The sequence below is a fragment of the Mycobacterium sp. C31M genome, from assembly GCF_053345865.1.
In genome coordinates this window covers 1-14,947 of sequence record NZ_JBKFAX010000028.1, presented here as the reverse complement: position 1 = coordinate 14,947, position 14,947 = coordinate 1, and the positions used below count along the sequence as shown (strand labels likewise).

At 66.9% G+C, this 14,947-nt stretch carries 16 protein-coding genes; 5 read left to right on the top strand and 11 right to left on the bottom strand.

What is annotated here, in order from left to right:
- Position 1: 1 nt before the first annotated feature.
- The 8 genes from ACLBYA_RS29675 to ACLBYA_RS29640 all read right to left on the bottom strand — a co-directional run bounded on the left by ACLBYA_RS29675 (position 2) and on the right by ACLBYA_RS29640 (position 6,417).
- Positions 2-1,309, bottom strand: a complete 1,308-nt coding sequence (locus ACLBYA_RS29675; RefSeq protein WP_447713065.1) for a glycosyltransferase — start codon at positions 1,307-1,309, stop codon at positions 2-4.
- A 75-nt stretch (positions 1,310-1,384) separates the two neighbouring features.
- Complete coding sequence (locus ACLBYA_RS29670; protein ID WP_447713064.1) at positions 1,385-1,735, bottom strand: hypothetical protein; 351 nt, start codon at positions 1,733-1,735, stop codon at positions 1,385-1,387.
- 18 nt (positions 1,736-1,753) lie between these two features.
- Positions 1,754-2,797 carry an LLM class flavin-dependent oxidoreductase gene (locus ACLBYA_RS29665; protein ID WP_447713063.1) on the bottom strand — a complete coding sequence of 348 codons (1,044 nt, stop codon included), beginning with the start codon at positions 2,795-2,797 and terminating at the stop codon, positions 1,754-1,756.
- Between the two features lie 3 nt (positions 2,798-2,800).
- The gene (locus ACLBYA_RS29660; RefSeq protein ID WP_447713062.1) at positions 2,801-3,022 is read right to left on the bottom strand and encodes a tautomerase family protein; all 222 of its coding nucleotides are present in this window, start codon (positions 3,020-3,022) and stop codon (positions 2,801-2,803) included.
- Between the two features lies 1 nt (position 3,023).
- Positions 3,024-4,511 carry an aldehyde dehydrogenase gene (locus ACLBYA_RS29655; RefSeq protein ID WP_447713061.1) on the bottom strand — a complete coding sequence of 496 codons (1,488 nt, stop codon included), beginning with the start codon at positions 4,509-4,511 and terminating at the stop codon, positions 3,024-3,026.
- Complete coding sequence (locus tag ACLBYA_RS29650) at positions 4,504-5,235, bottom strand: alpha/beta fold hydrolase (protein WP_447713060.1); 732 nt, start codon at positions 5,233-5,235, stop codon at positions 4,504-4,506. The genes ACLBYA_RS29655 and ACLBYA_RS29650 overlap by 8 nt, the downstream gene beginning before the upstream one ends.
- Before the next feature lie 13 nt (positions 5,236-5,248).
- Entirely contained in the window at positions 5,249-5,800 is a 552-nt protein-coding gene (locus tag ACLBYA_RS29645; RefSeq protein WP_447713059.1) for an amino acid synthesis family protein, read from the bottom strand.
- The gene (locus ACLBYA_RS29640) at positions 5,797-6,417 is read right to left on the bottom strand and encodes an amino acid synthesis family protein (protein ID WP_447713058.1); all 621 of its coding nucleotides are present in this window, start codon (positions 6,415-6,417) and stop codon (positions 5,797-5,799) included. The genes ACLBYA_RS29645 and ACLBYA_RS29640 overlap by 4 nt, the downstream gene beginning before the upstream one ends.
- Before the next feature lie 349 nt (positions 6,418-6,766).
- Here ACLBYA_RS29640 and ACLBYA_RS29635 point away from each other — a divergent pair, with 349 nt between their 5' ends.
- From ACLBYA_RS29635 to ACLBYA_RS29620, 4 genes are read left to right on the top strand one after another with little or no spacing between them, the layout of a single operon-like run.
- Entirely contained in the window at positions 6,767-8,314 is a 1,548-nt protein-coding gene (locus ACLBYA_RS29635; protein ID WP_447713057.1) for a BCCT family transporter, read from the top strand.
- A complete protein-coding gene (locus ACLBYA_RS29630) occupies positions 8,307-8,735 on the top strand; it encodes an ester cyclase (RefSeq protein ID WP_447713056.1) in 429 nt (142 codons plus the stop codon). Before ACLBYA_RS29635 ends, ACLBYA_RS29630 begins: the two co-directional genes overlap by 8 nt.
- A gap of 1 nt (position 8,736) precedes the next feature.
- Entirely contained in the window at positions 8,737-9,240 is a 504-nt protein-coding gene (locus ACLBYA_RS29625; RefSeq protein WP_447713055.1) for a flavin reductase family protein, read from the top strand.
- 15 nt (positions 9,241-9,255) lie between these two features.
- A complete protein-coding gene (locus ACLBYA_RS29620; RefSeq protein ID WP_447713054.1) occupies positions 9,256-9,957 on the top strand; it encodes a GntR family transcriptional regulator in 702 nt (233 codons plus the stop codon).
- Here ACLBYA_RS29620 and fdhD read toward each other — a convergent pair.
- Positions 9,930-10,751 (bottom strand): formate dehydrogenase accessory sulfurtransferase FdhD, encoded by an 822-nt coding sequence (gene fdhD, locus ACLBYA_RS29615; protein ID WP_447713053.1) that lies wholly within the window; start codon positions 10,749-10,751, stop codon positions 9,930-9,932. The genes ACLBYA_RS29620 and fdhD overlap by 28 nt on opposite strands.
- Entirely contained in the window at positions 10,744-13,062 is a 2,319-nt protein-coding gene (locus ACLBYA_RS29610) for an FdhF/YdeP family oxidoreductase (protein ID WP_447713052.1), read from the bottom strand. The genes fdhD and ACLBYA_RS29610 overlap by 8 nt, the downstream gene beginning before the upstream one ends.
- 83 nt (positions 13,063-13,145) lie before the next feature.
- Here ACLBYA_RS29610 and ACLBYA_RS29605 point away from each other — a divergent pair, with 83 nt between their 5' ends.
- A complete protein-coding gene (locus ACLBYA_RS29605) occupies positions 13,146-14,093 on the top strand; it encodes a LysR family transcriptional regulator (RefSeq protein ID WP_447713051.1) in 948 nt (315 codons plus the stop codon).
- Positions 14,094-14,098: 5 nt separating this feature from the next.
- Here the strand turns inward: ACLBYA_RS29605 and ACLBYA_RS29600 are convergent.
- Positions 14,099-14,947 (bottom strand): DUF222 domain-containing protein (locus ACLBYA_RS29600; RefSeq protein WP_447713050.1); only part of this gene is annotated, 849 nt, incomplete at its 5' end.

The window sequence follows — 14,947 nt, the reverse complement described above, 5'->3', positions numbered from 1 at the left end:
CTCAGGCAGGCAAGCTGACCCGGTGCTCGGCGATCACCTCGTCGAGCAGCACCGCGATCTCGGCGACGCCGTCGCGCCGGGCGAACGCGGTCTCGTATTCGCGGGCGCGCTCGCGGTAGCGTCCGTCGTCCAGGATCGTGCGGACGGCATGCCGGATATCGGCCGACGCCGGTGTCCCGGTCCGCAGGTTGATCCCGACGCGGAAGTATTCGACGCGCGCGGCGACCTCCGGTTTGTCCTCGGTCTCACCGGCGACCACCAGCGGTACCCCATCGGACAGCGCGCGCTGCACCGCGCCGTAACCACCGTTGGTCACCATGACGTCCACCGCCGGGAGCAGGACGTCATGCGGAAGATATTCGGCGACATGGGTGTTCGCGGGCAACGGCACCCGCAGCTGGGACAGCGGACGGCCGCCGGTGGTGACCACGACGGTGACGTCCTCGTCGGCCAGGGCGGTGATGGTCGGCTCGACGAGACGGCTGAGGTCGGCGTTGTCGACGGTGCCCTGGGTGACGTGTACGACGGGCCGGCTGCTGCTCAGCACATCCCACCAGCTTGGTGGCATGAAATCGTCACTGGGCAACGGCATCACGGCGCCGACAAAGCGAACGTGGTCGGGTAGGTCGCTGCGGTGATACTCGAATTCGGGAATGGTCGGCACGATGACCCGGTCGGCCAGCACCGCGCAGTCCAGGACGAACACGGGCAGTTCGGGCAGGCCCATCGCGGTGAGCATCCGGTTGGCGGCCTGGTGTGCCGGCCGCAGCAGCACGTGATGGGTGAGCACGTTCAGCAGTCGGTTGCGCAGCCGGCCGATCGCGCCGGGCATCGGAGTGATTCCCGGGCCGCCGGGCGCGGTGTCCCGGCTGGCCAGGAACAGCGGGGTGGTGCTGTAGCTGATGATCGGGGGCCGCGCCACGGTCGGGTCGAGCAGATACGGCATGGTGCCCAGGAAGAATGCGTCGGTCAGGATCGCGTCATAGTGGTTGTCTGCCAACAGTTCCTGCAGTGCATTGAACTGATGCGGCATCGGCCGCACGAAGACACGCTCGACGTCGAAGTTGATGCGCTTCACACCGCAGGTCTCGGCCCGGCCGGGCAGCTCCGCATCGAAGGCCGAATCGTCGTAGTCGGCGGCCATCGGCAGCGGGCGAGGCTCGGCACCGACGGCGCGGATCTTGGCGGCGTGCCGTGCACTGGTGAGCACGGTGACACGATCACCGCGGGCGACCAGCCCGCGCGCGACGTTCAGCAGTGGGGAGATGTGGCCGACGGGCGGGCAGGAAGCGATGAGGATCTCAGACATGGCCACGATGTTCTGTCAGCGAGGCCGACCCGCACTTGGAGGTTGTCTGGAGATCGGGTGGAGATCGCAGGTAGATCAGGCGGACTGCGGTATTCGGAGGCCCGGGGCCAGCTCATCGAGCATCAGCCCGGCAACCTGGTGCTCGGCCGAGGTCAGCAACACGACTCCGTCGGCTATGCCGAGGCGACGCACGTCGGCGATCAGCCCGGCCAGACCGCGCGGTGTGCCGACGTAGCGCATGGCGGCGCCGGTGCTCTCCTGTCCGGCAGCCGACGCATGGGCGGTTTTCGCCTGCCGGTCGATGACGACCGCGATGTTGAGTAACACCTCGGGTTCGTCCTCACCGAGTGCACGGGCGTCGGCTCGCAGGGCGGCCGATTGGCGCGCGGCGTGCCGTAGATCGGTGGCGTTGATCCGAACGATCATGAGGTACTCCAGGTTTCGCTATTGGAAGGCGGGAACGACTTCCTTGATGAACAGTTCGAGGGACTTTCGCTTCTCGCCGTGCCGCAGGCTGTTGTCACACCAGAAGCTGAACTCATCGATACCAAGGTCCTGGTAGACGCGCAGTCGTTCGATCACCTCGTCGGGGGTGCCGATCATGGCGGTGCGGTGCAGCGAGTCGAGCTCGAACTCCGGTCGGTTCTCGAACTTGGACTCGGGGCTGGGATCGAGAAAGCCGTCGACGGGGGTCGTCTTGTTCCCGAACCACGCGTCGAAGGTGCGGTAGAACCGCGAGATGGCCTGCGCGGCTGGGCGCCAGCCGTCGGGGTCCTCGGCGGAGTGGACGTGGGTGTGGCGCAGCACCATGATCTCCGGGCGCTCGACCTCGGGATGGTTGCCGACGGCGGTGTCGAACTTGCTCTTGAGGTCGACGACCTCCTCGTCACCCTTCATCAGCGGCGTCACCATGACGTTGCAGCCCTCGCGGACCGCGAAGTCGTGAGAGTCGGGGTCGCGCGCGGCGACCCACATCGGCGGGGTGGGCTGCTGGATCGGCTTGGGCACGCTGGTCGAGGTCGGGAACTGCCAGACCTCGCCGTCGTGCGCGTAGTCGCCCTGCCATAGCTCGCGCACCGCGGGGACGAGCTCGCGCAGGTGCTTACCGCCGTCGGTGGCAGGCAGGCCGGCGGTCATCCGGTCGAACTCGAACTGGTATGCGCCGCGGGCCAATCCGATCTCGGCGCGACCATTGCTGATCACGTCGAGCAGCGCGCATTCGCCGGCGGCGCGGATCGGGTGCCAGAACGGCGCGATGATGGTTCCGGCGCCCAGGCGGATGGTGGAGGTCTTGCCCGCCAGGTAGGCCAGCAGCGGCATCGGGCTCGGCGAGATCGTGTACTCCATGCTGTGGTGCTCACCGATCCAGACCGTGCCGAACCCGCCGGCCTCGGCCATCTGGGTCAGCTCGGTCAGGTTCTCGAACAGCTCGCGGTGGCTGACCTGATCGTCCCACCGCTCCATGTGCACGAACAACGAGAATCGCATGGTTTACTCCTTGACTTCCGGGCTGACATTGCGCTGCGCATCCATTTCAGTCAGCGTGAGATCGCCTGTGGCCCAGTGGCTTCGCGGGACCTCGCGCACGATGACGCGGATATGTTCGGGGCGTGTGCCCACGGTGGACAGCACCGCGTCGTGCACCTTGTGCATCATGGCGCGGATCTGCTCGGGGGAGCGGCCCTCGGCAATGGTGACCTCGATGTTGGGCATCTCAGCTCCGCAGCACGAACGGATCGGGGACCGGGCCCTCGTCGGTGTTGATCCAGACGCTCTTGAGGCGGGTGTACTCGTGGATGGTCTCGGTGCCGTGCTCGACGCCGACACCGCTGCTCTTGAAGCCCTGGCGCGGCGACATCGGCGACATCGCCCGGTAGGTGTTCACCCACACGGTGCCGGCCTCCAGCCGTCCGGCAACACGGTGTGCCCGAGCCAGATTCGAGGTCCACACACCGGCGGCCAGACCGTACTCGGTGTCGTTGGCCAGCCGGACCACCTCGTCCTCGGTGTCGAACGGCATGATCGCCGCGACCGGGCCGAAGATCTCCTCGCGGACCACCCGCATGTCGTTGTTCACGTCGACCAGCACGGTCGGCTCATAGAAGTACCCACCCAGCCCGCCGTCCGTGGCCCTGCCGCCGGTGAGCACCCGGGCACCCTCGGAACGGCCGAGGTCGACATAGGAGGCCACCTTGTCACGCTGATCCTCGAACGCCAGCGGACCCAACTCGGTGTCGTCGAGCAGTGGATCGCCGATCCGGATGTTGCGGGCGCGTTCGCTCACCCGCTCCAGCAGTTCGTCGTAGACGGCGCGCTGGGCGAAGACCCGGCTGCCCGCGATGCAGGTCTGGCCGGCCGCGGCGAAGATACCCGCGACCACACCGGTCGCGGCGTTGGCGACATTGGCATCGTCGAACACGATGTTGGGGGACTTGCCGCCCAGTTCCAGCGTGGACCCGATGAACCGGCCGGCCGCCGCCGAGGCGATCCGGGAACCGGTGGCGGTGCTACCGGTGAACGAGATCTTCGCCAGCCCGGGATGATCCACCAGCGGCTGGCCGGCCTCGGCGCCGAATCCGGTGACCACGTTGACCGCACCGGGCGGGAAGCCGGCCTCGATGACCAGTTCGGCCAGCCGCAGCACCGTTGCCGACGTGTACTCCGACGGCTTGATCACGACGGTGTTGCCCACGCACAGCGCCGGGGCCAGCTTGCTGGTGGTCAGGGTCAGTGGTGAGTTCCACGGGGTGATGGCCCCGACGACACCCAGCGGTTCCCGCGAGGTGTAGTTGAGCACCCTGCGGTCCGAGGTCGGGATGACCGCACCGTGGATCTTGTCGGCCAGGCCGGCGTAGTAGTGGTAGTACTCGGGCAGGGTCGCGAGCTGACCGCGCATCTCCCGCAACAGTTTTCCGTTGTCCCGTGACTCCGAACGGGCCAGCTCCTCGGCGTTCTCGGCGACCAGGTCGCCGAGGCGGCGCAGCAGATGCCCGCGCTTGGTCTGGCTCAGGTCACGCCAGCGGGAATCCTCGAAGGCCCGCTGGGCGGACCGGACCGCGGCGTCGATATCGGCGGCGTTACCGCGGGCTGCCTCGTAGAGCACCTCACGGGTCGCGGGGTTGGTGCTCTGGAAGTATTCGCCGGAGGCCGGTTCGGCCGGCTTCCCGTCGATGAAGTGCTGCAGGGTTGTCAGGTCAGACATGGGCGTACCTCCCGAGGAATGTGGACAGGTGATGGACGAGCACCTCAGGGCGCTCGACCGGCAGCATGTGGCGGGCGCCGGGCACCACGACGGACTCGCAGTTCGGGATGGCGGCGGCCAACCGCCGGGTCATCTCCGGGGTGGATCCGGGATCGAGCTCACCGGTGACGGCCAGCGCCGGGATGGTGATCTGGTGCAGCTGGGCGGCGACGGCGGCATCGGCCGTGGCGAACACCCGGTAGCAGTGCCGGAAGCTGGCCGGATCGTTGGCCAGCAGCACGGCTTTCGTCCGCTCGACGATCGCCGGCTCGACATCGGTGCCGTCGAACCACCGGTGCAGCGAGGCCGCGATGCCGGCCGGGAAATCGGCTGCCGCGACATCCAACCGGGCGAGCACCGCGGCCCGCTCGGCGGGCGTGCGGTCGCATACCGAACTCACCGACGTCAGCGAGGCGACCAGATCCGGGCGGTGGATGGCGAGATGCTGGGCCACCAGCGCGCCGAGGGAGAAGCCGACGAGATGCGAGCCGGCCGGGATCTGCTCGGCCACCCGGTCGGCGAGATCGGCCAGCGCGACCGGCTCGACGATCGGCGCGTTGACACCGTGGCCGGGCAGATCCGGGCAGACCACCGACACCGAGTCGCCCAGCAGCGCGGTCACCGGCTCCCACACGGTGTGGTCCAGACCCACCCCGTGCAGGAAAACCAGTGTCGGCGTACTCATGTCAGGAATCCGTCTACTGCTCGGTGGACAGCGGCGCCAAGCGCTGCTGCGGGCGGCCCTGCGCGGCGGCGGCCAGTGCGACGACGATCTCGTCGGCATGCGGGGCGTCGGCGATGCGCACCTCGACGGTCTGGTGGTGCGACCGGATGGTGGCGTCGGTGATGTGCTTGAGCGGGATGTCGAACAGCACCCCCGCCGGTCCGCGCTTCTCGACGGCGGGCAGCAGCGTGGTCGCGTTGGCGGCCTTGCGGAAGTGGTCACCGAACTTGAGCGTGTGGATCAGGCCGGAGCCGTGCTCGATCTCGCCGTCGAGACCGACGATGGCGGCCTTACCGTACGCCTCGGGTGTGGCGTCGAGCGCCTCGATCACCTGCGGTGCCAGCAGTGCGCCGAGATCCGATGCGGTAGCGTCGATGCCCGGATTCAGGTCCTCGACGAAACCCTGACCAGCCCAGGGGTTTTCGATGATGGCCGCGACGATGGCGACGCGGGCGGGCGGGTAGACCTCGCGGCCCCCCTCGGTGCGGATCTCCTCGACGACGGTGACGATCTTGCGGACCTTCATGACAGAACGCTCTCCAGACTCTTCAGTGAAACGGCGGGGTCGGTGGTGCGGTCCCCGATGCGGGGGTGCGGGCGTGGCCCGGTGGATCCGGCGGCGATGATGACGATCTCGTCGGCACGCGGGCCGTCGGAGATCCGGGTCGTCACCGTCTGATAGTGGCTGCGGGTGGCGGCGGCGGTCTTGTGCCACAACGGGATCACCAGCGGATCGCCGGCGTCCGCGCGGGTGTCGGCGAAGCAGATGATCGACGTCCCCTCCAGGAACTCGCGCATCAGGTTCCCGAAATATGGGGTGTGGATGAGCGCGCCGCCGTGTTCGATCTCGCCGGCGGTACCCACGATGGCGGCCTTCCCGAACGCCTCGACGGCGTCCGCGCCACCGAGGGTGTCGATCAGCCGTTCGCTGAGCAGCCGGGCCAGTGCGGGGGCGATGCTCTCCACCTCGGCCGACAGGTCGCGGCTCGGGTCGGTGCCGACCCACGGGTTGGCGATGACGGCGGCGACGCTGGCCTGCCGGGCCGGCCGGGCCGGATGGACACCACCTTCGGTGATGACGGCGTCCCGCTGGACGACCAGTTTGCGTAGATGGATCGGGCCATCAGCCACGCTCTCTTGCATACAACAGACGATAGGCGTCTGCGTCGGCATCGTCAAGGTGTGTTGCGGTGCGATCGCAAGATTTCACATCTTCCTACTTGCCCGAACTGGGTCTAGATGCAGGCGAGGCGCTGTTTTTGGCAGTTTGTCGAGGGTCGTCGCCGGATGCTGTGCGGGAGCGAGACGGAATATGCTGGCCATCTTCATTGACTTTCACTGTGATGGCTCTTACATTCTGTTGTATGCCAGAGTGGCCTGATTGTCGGGCCTCGGCTCGGTTGATTGGCGAGGAGTCCTCATGACCAGTGAAGTCAGAACCCAAGCACCACCGCGTGACGCGATGGAGCCGTCAGGCCGGACGGAGGAAACGGTGATCGACGCAGCGGATCGCCCGACGCAGCCTGCGGGCCGACTCGGCTCGGTCTTCTGGACATCGGTCGGGGTGTCGGCGATCTTCGTCGCCTGGGCGGTGCTGTTCACCGACAACCTGGGCTCGGTGACCACGGCGTCGCTGAACTGGGTGACCGGCACCTTCGGCTGGCTGTACCTGGTGGTGTCACTGGGCATCCTGATCTTCCTGGTGTTCCTGGCCTTCAGCCCGTTCGGCGACGTGCGACTCGGCAAGGACGAACGGCCCGAGTTCGGCACCATCACCTGGCTGGCCATGATCCTGAGCGCCGTCATGGGAATCGGCCTGGTCTCCTACGGGGTGGCCGAACCCATCTCGCATCTGGCCGCCCCGCCCCACGGCCTGGCCGACCCGAACACCCCTGAGGCAGCCGTGCGGGCACTGCAGTACTCGTACTTCGACTGGGGCCTGCACGCCTGGGCCATCTTCGCGGTGTTCGGCCTTGCGATCGCCTACTCGACCTATCGCAAGGGACGGCGCACCCTGGTCAGCCAGCTCTTCGTGCCGCTGCTCGGAGATCGGGTGAACGGCCCGATCGGCAAGGCCATCGACGTCCTCGCCGTCTTCGCGACTCTGTTCGGCACCACTACGTCGTTGGGGCTGGGCGCACTGCAGGTCAACAACGGCCTGGCATCGCTTTTCGGCATCCCGGTCACCAACGTCACCCAGGTGCTGGTCATCGCCGCCGTGACGGCGGTGTTCACCATGTCCGCGGTCACCGGTGTCAGCAAGGGCATCAAGTTCCTCAGCCAGGGCAGCGCAGTGCTGGCCGGCGCGCTGTTCGTGTTCATGCTGATCGTCGGGCCGTCGGTCTTCATCGCGAATCTCTACATCGAGTCGATCGGCACCTGGGCCACCGACTTCTTTCGGATGAGCCTGCAGGGCACGGCCTTCGGGGACCTGGAATGGATGCAGTGGTGGACCTATTTCATGCTCGCGTGGTGGGTCTCCTGGGGCGCCTTCGTCGGGGTCTTCCTGGCGCGGATATCCAAGGGACGCACCATCCGCGGCTTCGTCATGGGTGTGCTGGTGGTACCGAGCGTGGTGTTCTTCACCTGGTTCACGGTGTTCGGCGGCACCGCGATCCACATCGACATGTTCGAGGGTGGCGACATCGCCAAGCGGACCGCCGAGGACATCAACAGCGCATTCTTCGCGACGCTGGAGCACTTCCCGCTCGCCACAGTCACCTCGGCCATCGCGATCCTGCTGGTCGTCATGTTCTTCGTCTCCGGCGCAGACGCCAACACCTTCGTGCTCGGCATGATGACCAGCGACGGTGACCTCGCGCCGCGGCGGTGGGTCCTGATCCTCTGGGGTGCGCTGACCGGGCTGACCGCGGTGGTGCTGATGCTCGGCGGCGGCCTCAACGCCCTGCAGAACACCGTCATCGTCGCCTCGCTGCCGTTCCTGGTCATCATCGCGGGTCTGGCCGTGTCCTTCTGGAAGGAACTCGTAGCCGACCGCCGCCTCAACAGCCCACTTCCAGAAGGAAAAACCAATGTCTGACAATGAATCTCGTCGTACCAGGATCCAGGATGCCTGGGTGGCCGCCTGGGACCGCGGCGAGGTCGACGCCCTCGACACCCTGCTCAGCGCGCAGTACCGGCGGATCAGCGCCACCGGCGCCGGCCAGGGACGCGATGAGTTCAAGGCGTCCATCGTCGCCACCCGTTCGGCCTTCCCGGATCTGCTGACCGTCGTCGACGAGGTGGTGGTCGAGGGCGACAGCGCCGCCATCCGCTGGCACAGCACCGGCAGCCACGAGCATTCGTTCCTCGGGGTGCCGGCCACCAAGCGTCAGGTCGCCGTCAGCGGCGCCACCTTCGCGAAGTTCGAGGGCGACCAGATCGTCGAGGAGCACGTGACGTGGGACCCGCGCACCCTGCTCTCGGCGCTGGGCATCATCTCCATCGGTCAGGACTACTGAGATGTCGTCCACGCATGTCCGGCCCGACTTCGACGTGATGAAGCGGGTGAACCGGCAATTCATCACCGGAGTGACGGTGGTGACCGCGATCGACGACGGGACGCCGCGTGGACTGGCGGTCAACGCCTTCGCCAGTATCTCGCTGGACCCGCCGACGGTCATGGTCGCCGTGCAGCACACCTCGTCCACCCACGACTGCCTGTTCCGGGCCGGGCATCTGGCCATCAACATCCTCTCGACCGATCAACTCGACGTCGTGGGCCGGTTCGCGACGAAATCGGCGGACAAGTTCGCCGGCCTGGGCTGGACGCCGGGGCCGTTCGGAAGCCCACTCATCGACCGCAGCGCGGCGCGTATGGAGGTCGAGATCAGGGAGCGCCTACAGGCCAGCACGCACACGGTGTTCATGTGCCGGGTGGTGCACGCCGAAGTCGGTGACGGCGAGCCGATGATCTACAGCGCGGGCAGGTTCTTCGACGGCGGTAGTCTCACTGCTCTGGACTGACGTGAGGGGACTGCGGTGAGCACCGACAACGGTTCGGGCAGAGGCTCGATCCAGGGGCGACTGATCGGCGAGATCCGGCGCCGCATCATCGCCGGCGAGATCAGCCCCGGAGTGAACATCTCCGAGCTGGCCATCGCCGAGGAGTTCGGTGTCAGCCGTACCCCGGTGCGCGAGACGTTCAAGCAACTGCAGACCGAGGGTCTGGTCGAGATCCGGCCGCGGGTGGGCACCTTCGTCACAACCCCGTCGCGGCGGGAGATCACCGAACTGTTCGAGATGAAGGAACTGCTCGAGGGGGCGGCGGCGCGGCTGCTGGCCCAACGCGGCCGGGTGCCCGAGGTCGAGTTGATCGAGGAGAACCTGCGACAGGCCGATCTGGCGGTGGCCGCCAACGACACCGCGCGCTACGCGGAACTGGTCGAGGAGTTCCACAACCTGCTGATCACCGGTGCCGACAACAGCAAGCTGGAAGCGCACTACCGGACGCTGATGAACCAGTTGGCCTATGCGCGGCTGGTACACACCTCACTGAGTCAGCCCGGGCGTGCGCTGCAGTCCGATCGCGAGCACCACCATGTGCTGGAACTGATCCTGGCCAAGGACGGAGACAGCGCCGAACTCGTCATGCGCGAACACGTCCGCGCCAGCCGCCGCGCCTTGCTGGCCGGACTGGAACGCGACGGCCAGGCTCAGCCGATCCGGTCGGGCCGGGTGTAGACGTTCATCGAGTCGCCACGCAGGAACGCCACCAGGGTGAGGCCGGACTGACTGGCCAGATCGACGGCCAGTGAGGATGGCGCCGACACCGCGGCGAGTACCGGGATACCGGCCATCACGGCCTTCTGGGTCAACTCGAACGAGGCCCGTCCGCTGACCAGCAGCACGGTGCCGCCCAACGGAATCCGATGCGATTCCAGCGCCCAGCCGATGACCTTGTCCACGGCGTTGTGCCGACCGATGTCCTCACGCACCACCAGCGGTTCGCCGTCGGCGTCGAACAGCGCGGCGCCGTGTAGTCCGCCGGTCGCGGCGAACACCTTCTGCCGGTCGCGTAACTTGCCCGGCAGTTCCGCCAGCGTCTCGGCGGTCACCGTTGTCGGATCGTCGCCGGGGGCGTGCTTGCTGATCAGTCGGACGGCATCCAGTGACGCTTTGCCGCAGACCCCGCATGACGAGGTCGTGTAGAAGTTGCGGGTCGGGTCGACATCGGGCTTCGGGACGCCCGCTGCCAGGGTGATGTCGAGAACGTTGTAGGTGTTGAGTCCGTCCTCGCCGGCGCCGCGGCAGTACTGGACGGTGGCGATGTCCTCGCGGCGGGCGATCAGCCCCTCGGTGAGCAGAAAGCCCTGTGCCAGTTCGACATCGGAGCCTGGTGTGCGCATGGTGACGGTCAGCGGGGTGCCGTCGACCCGGATCTCCAGGGGTTCCTCGACCACCAGCGTCTCGGGCCGCGCGACGGTGTCATCGGGGGTGACGTGCCGGACCCGGACCCGGGTCGTGACCCTACCCATACCTATTTCCCGTCGCTTCGCTCGCCCGGCCGCGTTTCACCAGCCTGATGACGATGGCCTTGGAGACCGGTGTGTTCGATTTGGCCGCAACATGATCCAGCGGGACCAGGGGATTGGTCTCGGGGTAGTAGGCCGCGGCATTGCCGACGGGGGTGGAGTATGGCACCACCCGGAACTCGGTGGCCCGGCGCTCCTGCCCCTCGAATTCGGAGACCAGGTCCACCATGTCGCCGTCGGCCAGGCCGAACGTGGTCATATCGTCCGGGTTGACGAAGACGACGCGGCGCCCACCCTTGACGCCGCGGTAGCGGTCGTCGAGGCCGTAGATCGTGGTGTTGTACTGGTCGTGGCTGCGCATGGTCTGCAGCACCAGTCGGCCCGGTGGCACCGGCACCCATTCCAGCGGGTACGCCGCGAAATTGGCCTTGCCGGTGACGGTGGGGAATTCACGCGAATCCCGTGGTGGGTGGGGGAGTTGGAAACCGTCGGGAGCGCGGACCTTGCGGTTGTAGTCGGAACAGCCGGGAACGACGGCGGCGATGGCGTCACGGATGGTGTCGTAGTCGGCGTTGAAGGTGCTCCACGGCACCGGGTGTCGCGGACCGAACAATGTCTGCGCGAGCTGGCAGACGATGGCGACCTCGCTGCGGACCTCGTCACTCGGCGGATGCAGGCTGCCGCGGGACAGGTGCACCATGGACATCGAGTCCTCGACGGAGACAAGCTGTTTGCCGGCGGCCTGGATGTCGCGATCGGTGCGTCCGAGCGAGGGCAGGATCAGTGCGGCGCGGCCGTGTATCAGGTGGCTGCGGTTGAGCTTCGTCGAGATCTGAACGGTCAGTGCGCAGTTGCGCAGTGCGGCTTCGGTGACCTCGGTATCCGGTGTGGCGGAGGCGAAGTTACCGCCCATGGCGAGGAACACCTTGGACTTGCCGTCGCGCATGGCGCGGATCGCGTCGACGGTGTCGTAGCCGTGCTTGCGGGGGCTGACGATGCCGAACCGGTCGTCGAGAGCCTGCAGGAACCGTTCGGGCATCTTCTCCCAGATGCCCATGGTGCGGTCGCCCTGCACGTTGGAGTGTCCGCGGACCGGGCACAGGCCGGCGCCGTGCTTGCCCACCATGCCGCGCAGCAGCAGCAGATTGGAGATCTCGGCGATGCTCGGCACTGCGTGCTTCTGCTGGGTCAATCCCATGGCCCAGCACACGATGATGCGCTGCGAGGACGCGACCATGTCGGCGATCTTGTCGAGCTGGGCGCGGTCGATACCGGTGGCGGCCAGCACGGTGTCCAGGTCGACGTCGCGGGTGCGGCGTTCGTATTCGTCGAAGCCCGCGGTGTGGGCGTCGATGAACTCGCGGTCCACGACGGTGCCGGGATCAGCGTCCTCGGCCTCGAACAGCAGCCGCCCGAGTCCGGCGAACAGCGCCATATCGCCACCGATGCGGATCTGGACGAACTCGTCGGCGATCGGCACACCGTCACCCACCACGCCGTGCACCTTCTGCGGATCCTTGAATCGGATCAGACCGGCCTCGGGCAGCGGGTTCACGGCAATGATCTTGGCGCCGTTGGCCTTCGCCTTCTCCAGGGTGGAGAGCATGCGCGGATGGTTCGTGCCCGGATTCTGGCCGGCGATGATGATGAGGTCGGCGACGGTCAGGTCCTCGACGGTGACCGAGCCCTTGCCGATTCCGATCGCATCGACCAAGGCGGTGCCCGAGGACTCGTGGCACATGTTGGAGCAATCCGGCAGATTGTTGGTGCCGAAGCTGCGGACCAGCAGCTGATAGAGGAACGCGGCCTCGTTGCTGGTACGGCCCGAGGTGTAGAACACCGCCTCGTCCGGGCTGTACAGGTTGTTCATCTCCTGGGCGATCAACCGGTAGGCGTCATCCCAGGAGATGGGTCGGTAGTGATCGTCTCCGGGCGGCAACACCATCGGGTGGGTCAGTCGGCCCTGCTGGGACAACCAGTATTCGGGCTTGTCGAGCAGTTCGGTCACCGAGTGCCGCGCGAAGAACTCCGGGGTGACGACGCGTTTGGTGGCCTCCTCGGCGACCGCCTTGGCGCCGTTCTCACAGAACTCTGCGACCTTGCGGCCGCCGTGCTCTTCGGGCCAGGCGCAGCCGGGGCAGTCGAACCCGCGGCGTTGATTGAGCCGGGTCAGGGTGGCGGCGGTGCGCAGCGGACCCATCTGTTCGATGGCGCGCTGCAGACTTACCATGACGGCCTTGACGCCGGCCGCCTCGTGCTTGGCTCCGCTGACCACGACATCGTGCTCGTCATATGTCGCGTCAACGTCGGTCATATCTCCAATTTAGACCTCCGGCAGTGGAACCTCGGCCAGATGATATTTGCCATTTCACATGCAGTGATAGACCGTATCTATCGATGGCCAACGATATCCAGCTGCAGCACCTCGACTACCTGCTGGCGCTCGCCGCCGAACGGCATTTCGGGCGGGCCGCGGCGCGCTGCCACGTCAGTCAGCCGACGCTGTCGGTGGCGATCCGTCGGTTGGAGAAGGACCTCGGGATCGTCATCGTGCAGCGCGGGCACCGCTTTGAAGGATTCACCGAGGAAGGTCGACGGGTCGTGGCCTGGGCGCAGCGCATCGCCGCCGAGCGCGATGACATGTTGATCGATATCGACCGCATGCGGGGACGGTTGACGGTCACGGCGCGTATCGGCGCGATCCCGACGGCGGTGCCGGTCAGTCCGTTCGTGTCGGCGGAGTTCCTGCTGCGTAATCCGGCGGCGTCGGTGCGCATCGAGGCGCTGTCGTCTCGGGAGATCGCCCGCAGGCTGGCCGATTTCGAGATCGATGCGGGTCTGACCTATCTGGACGACGAGGCGCCCCCGGGGACACGATCGGTGCGGTTGTACGGGGAGCGGTATGTGTTGTTGGCACCGGCGGACCATTCGTTGATGGGCCAGCCCGAGGTGGCGTGGTCGGCCGCTGCGGAGCTCGATCTGTGTGTGTTGACGACGACGATGCGCAACCGGCGGATCCTCGACGCGAACATGGCCGCCGAGGGTGTTCAGTACCGGCCTGCGGTCGAGGCTGGATCGGTCGACGCGCTGTATGCGCACCTGGCCGGTTCGCGGCGCGCGACTATCGCATCGACGGCGTGGCTACCGAAGCTGGGTTTGCCGATCGGTTTTGCCGCACGGCCCATGGTTCAGCACGGTCCCCGGCCGGCAATCGGTCTGGTGGTGCTCGATCGGGTGCCGGCCTCGATCGTCGCCACCGCGCTCGTCGAGGTGGCCGAGGGAATGGAACTCGGCGGCCGCATCGACGGTGAATGGGCGCAGATATCGGGCGCCCGGCCCGGCTAGTCCCGTCAGGGGCTGTGGAGGCCGATGCTGTTGTGGGTGTGGTCGGTGGTGATGGTTTCCCAGAATTCGAGTTCGGCTTTGATGTAGTGGCTTTGTTTCAGGAGTGCGGTTTCGTCGGTGTGGTCGTCTTCGGGGTAGGGGTCGTCGAGATTGACCTCGTCGGGGTAGCTCTCGTCGAATCCGTTGTCCCGGGGTGTGTTCTCGGGCGGGTTCAGCAGTCGGTCGAGTTGTCCGATCCGCTGGGCCCATTCCGATCCTTCGTCTGGTGGGTTGCGTAGCAGTTCGGGGCGGTGGTGGTAGTTGATGCGGGCTTGGCCGTGGTCCAGTGCTGCCGGTGGGTGCCACTCGCATTCGTTGCGGTTGTTGAATGTGGTGGTGTAGCCGGTGCCCTCACCGGCGTCGTCGACCATCCGGTTGTCACACCCACAGGCCAGGGTGAGTTCGTCGACGTTGGTGTTGCCACCGCGGGAGAACGCTCTCTCACCGTGGTGGACCTGGCAGTAGTAGGGGCCGTGGGTGCAGCAGGGCTTGGTGCAGCCCCCGTCGCGGGCGATGAGCATGATGCGCTGTGCCGGACTCGCGGTACGCCGGCTGCGGAAGTAGTTCAGGGCCGCGCCGGTCGCGTCGTCGAAGACCGCCAAATGATGGGAGGCGTGGCCGGCCATCCGGATGACGTCGCGGATCGGGATCTTGGTGCCGCCACCGGAGACACCGATCCCGGCCAGTGCATGCAGTTCGCCGACGGTGGTGCGGATGATGAGGGTGACCGGGAGGCCGTTGAGTTGACCCGGGTTGGACATCAGGGCGATGCGTCCGATGGCGATCATGGCGTCGTGTTGACGTTGGGCCTGGGT

Bases quoted from the DNA above. Each gene is read 5' to 3' on its own strand.
- ACLBYA_RS29675 (WP_447713065.1), bottom strand. From the start codon at position 1,309: ATGTCTGAGATCCTCATCGCTTCCTGCCCGCCCGTCGGCCACATCTCC.
- ACLBYA_RS29670 (WP_447713064.1), bottom strand. From the start codon at position 1,735: ATGATCGTTCGGATCAACGCCACCGATCTACGGCACGCCGCGCGCCAA.
- ACLBYA_RS29665 (WP_447713063.1), bottom strand. From the start codon at position 2,797: ATGCGATTCTCGTTGTTCGTGCACATGGAGCGGTGGGACGATCAGGTC.
- ACLBYA_RS29660 (WP_447713062.1), bottom strand. From the start codon at position 3,022: ATGCCCAACATCGAGGTCACCATTGCCGAGGGCCGCTCCCCCGAGCAG.
- ACLBYA_RS29655 (WP_447713061.1), bottom strand. From the start codon at position 4,511: ATGTCTGACCTGACAACCCTGCAGCACTTCATCGACGGGAAGCCGGCC.
- ACLBYA_RS29650 (WP_447713060.1), bottom strand. From the start codon at position 5,235: ATGAGTACGCCGACACTGGTTTTCCTGCACGGGGTGGGTCTGGACCAC.
- ACLBYA_RS29645 (WP_447713059.1), bottom strand. From the start codon at position 5,800: ATGAAGGTCCGCAAGATCGTCACCGTCGTCGAGGAGATCCGCACCGAG.
- ACLBYA_RS29640 (WP_447713058.1), bottom strand. From the start codon at position 6,417: ATGCAAGAGAGCGTGGCTGATGGCCCGATCCATCTACGCAAACTGGTC.
- ACLBYA_RS29630 (WP_447713056.1), top strand. From the start codon at position 8,307: ATGTCTGACAATGAATCTCGTCGTACCAGGATCCAGGATGCCTGGGTG.
- ACLBYA_RS29625 (WP_447713055.1), top strand. From the start codon at position 8,737: ATGTCGTCCACGCATGTCCGGCCCGACTTCGACGTGATGAAGCGGGTG.
- fdhD (WP_447713053.1), bottom strand. From the start codon at position 10,751: ATGGGTAGGGTCACGACCCGGGTCCGGGTCCGGCACGTCACCCCCGAT.
- ACLBYA_RS29610 (WP_447713052.1), bottom strand. From the start codon at position 13,062: ATGACCGACGTTGACGCGACATATGACGAGCACGATGTCGTGGTCAGC.
- ACLBYA_RS29605 (WP_447713051.1), top strand. From the start codon at position 13,146: ATGGCCAACGATATCCAGCTGCAGCACCTCGACTACCTGCTGGCGCTC.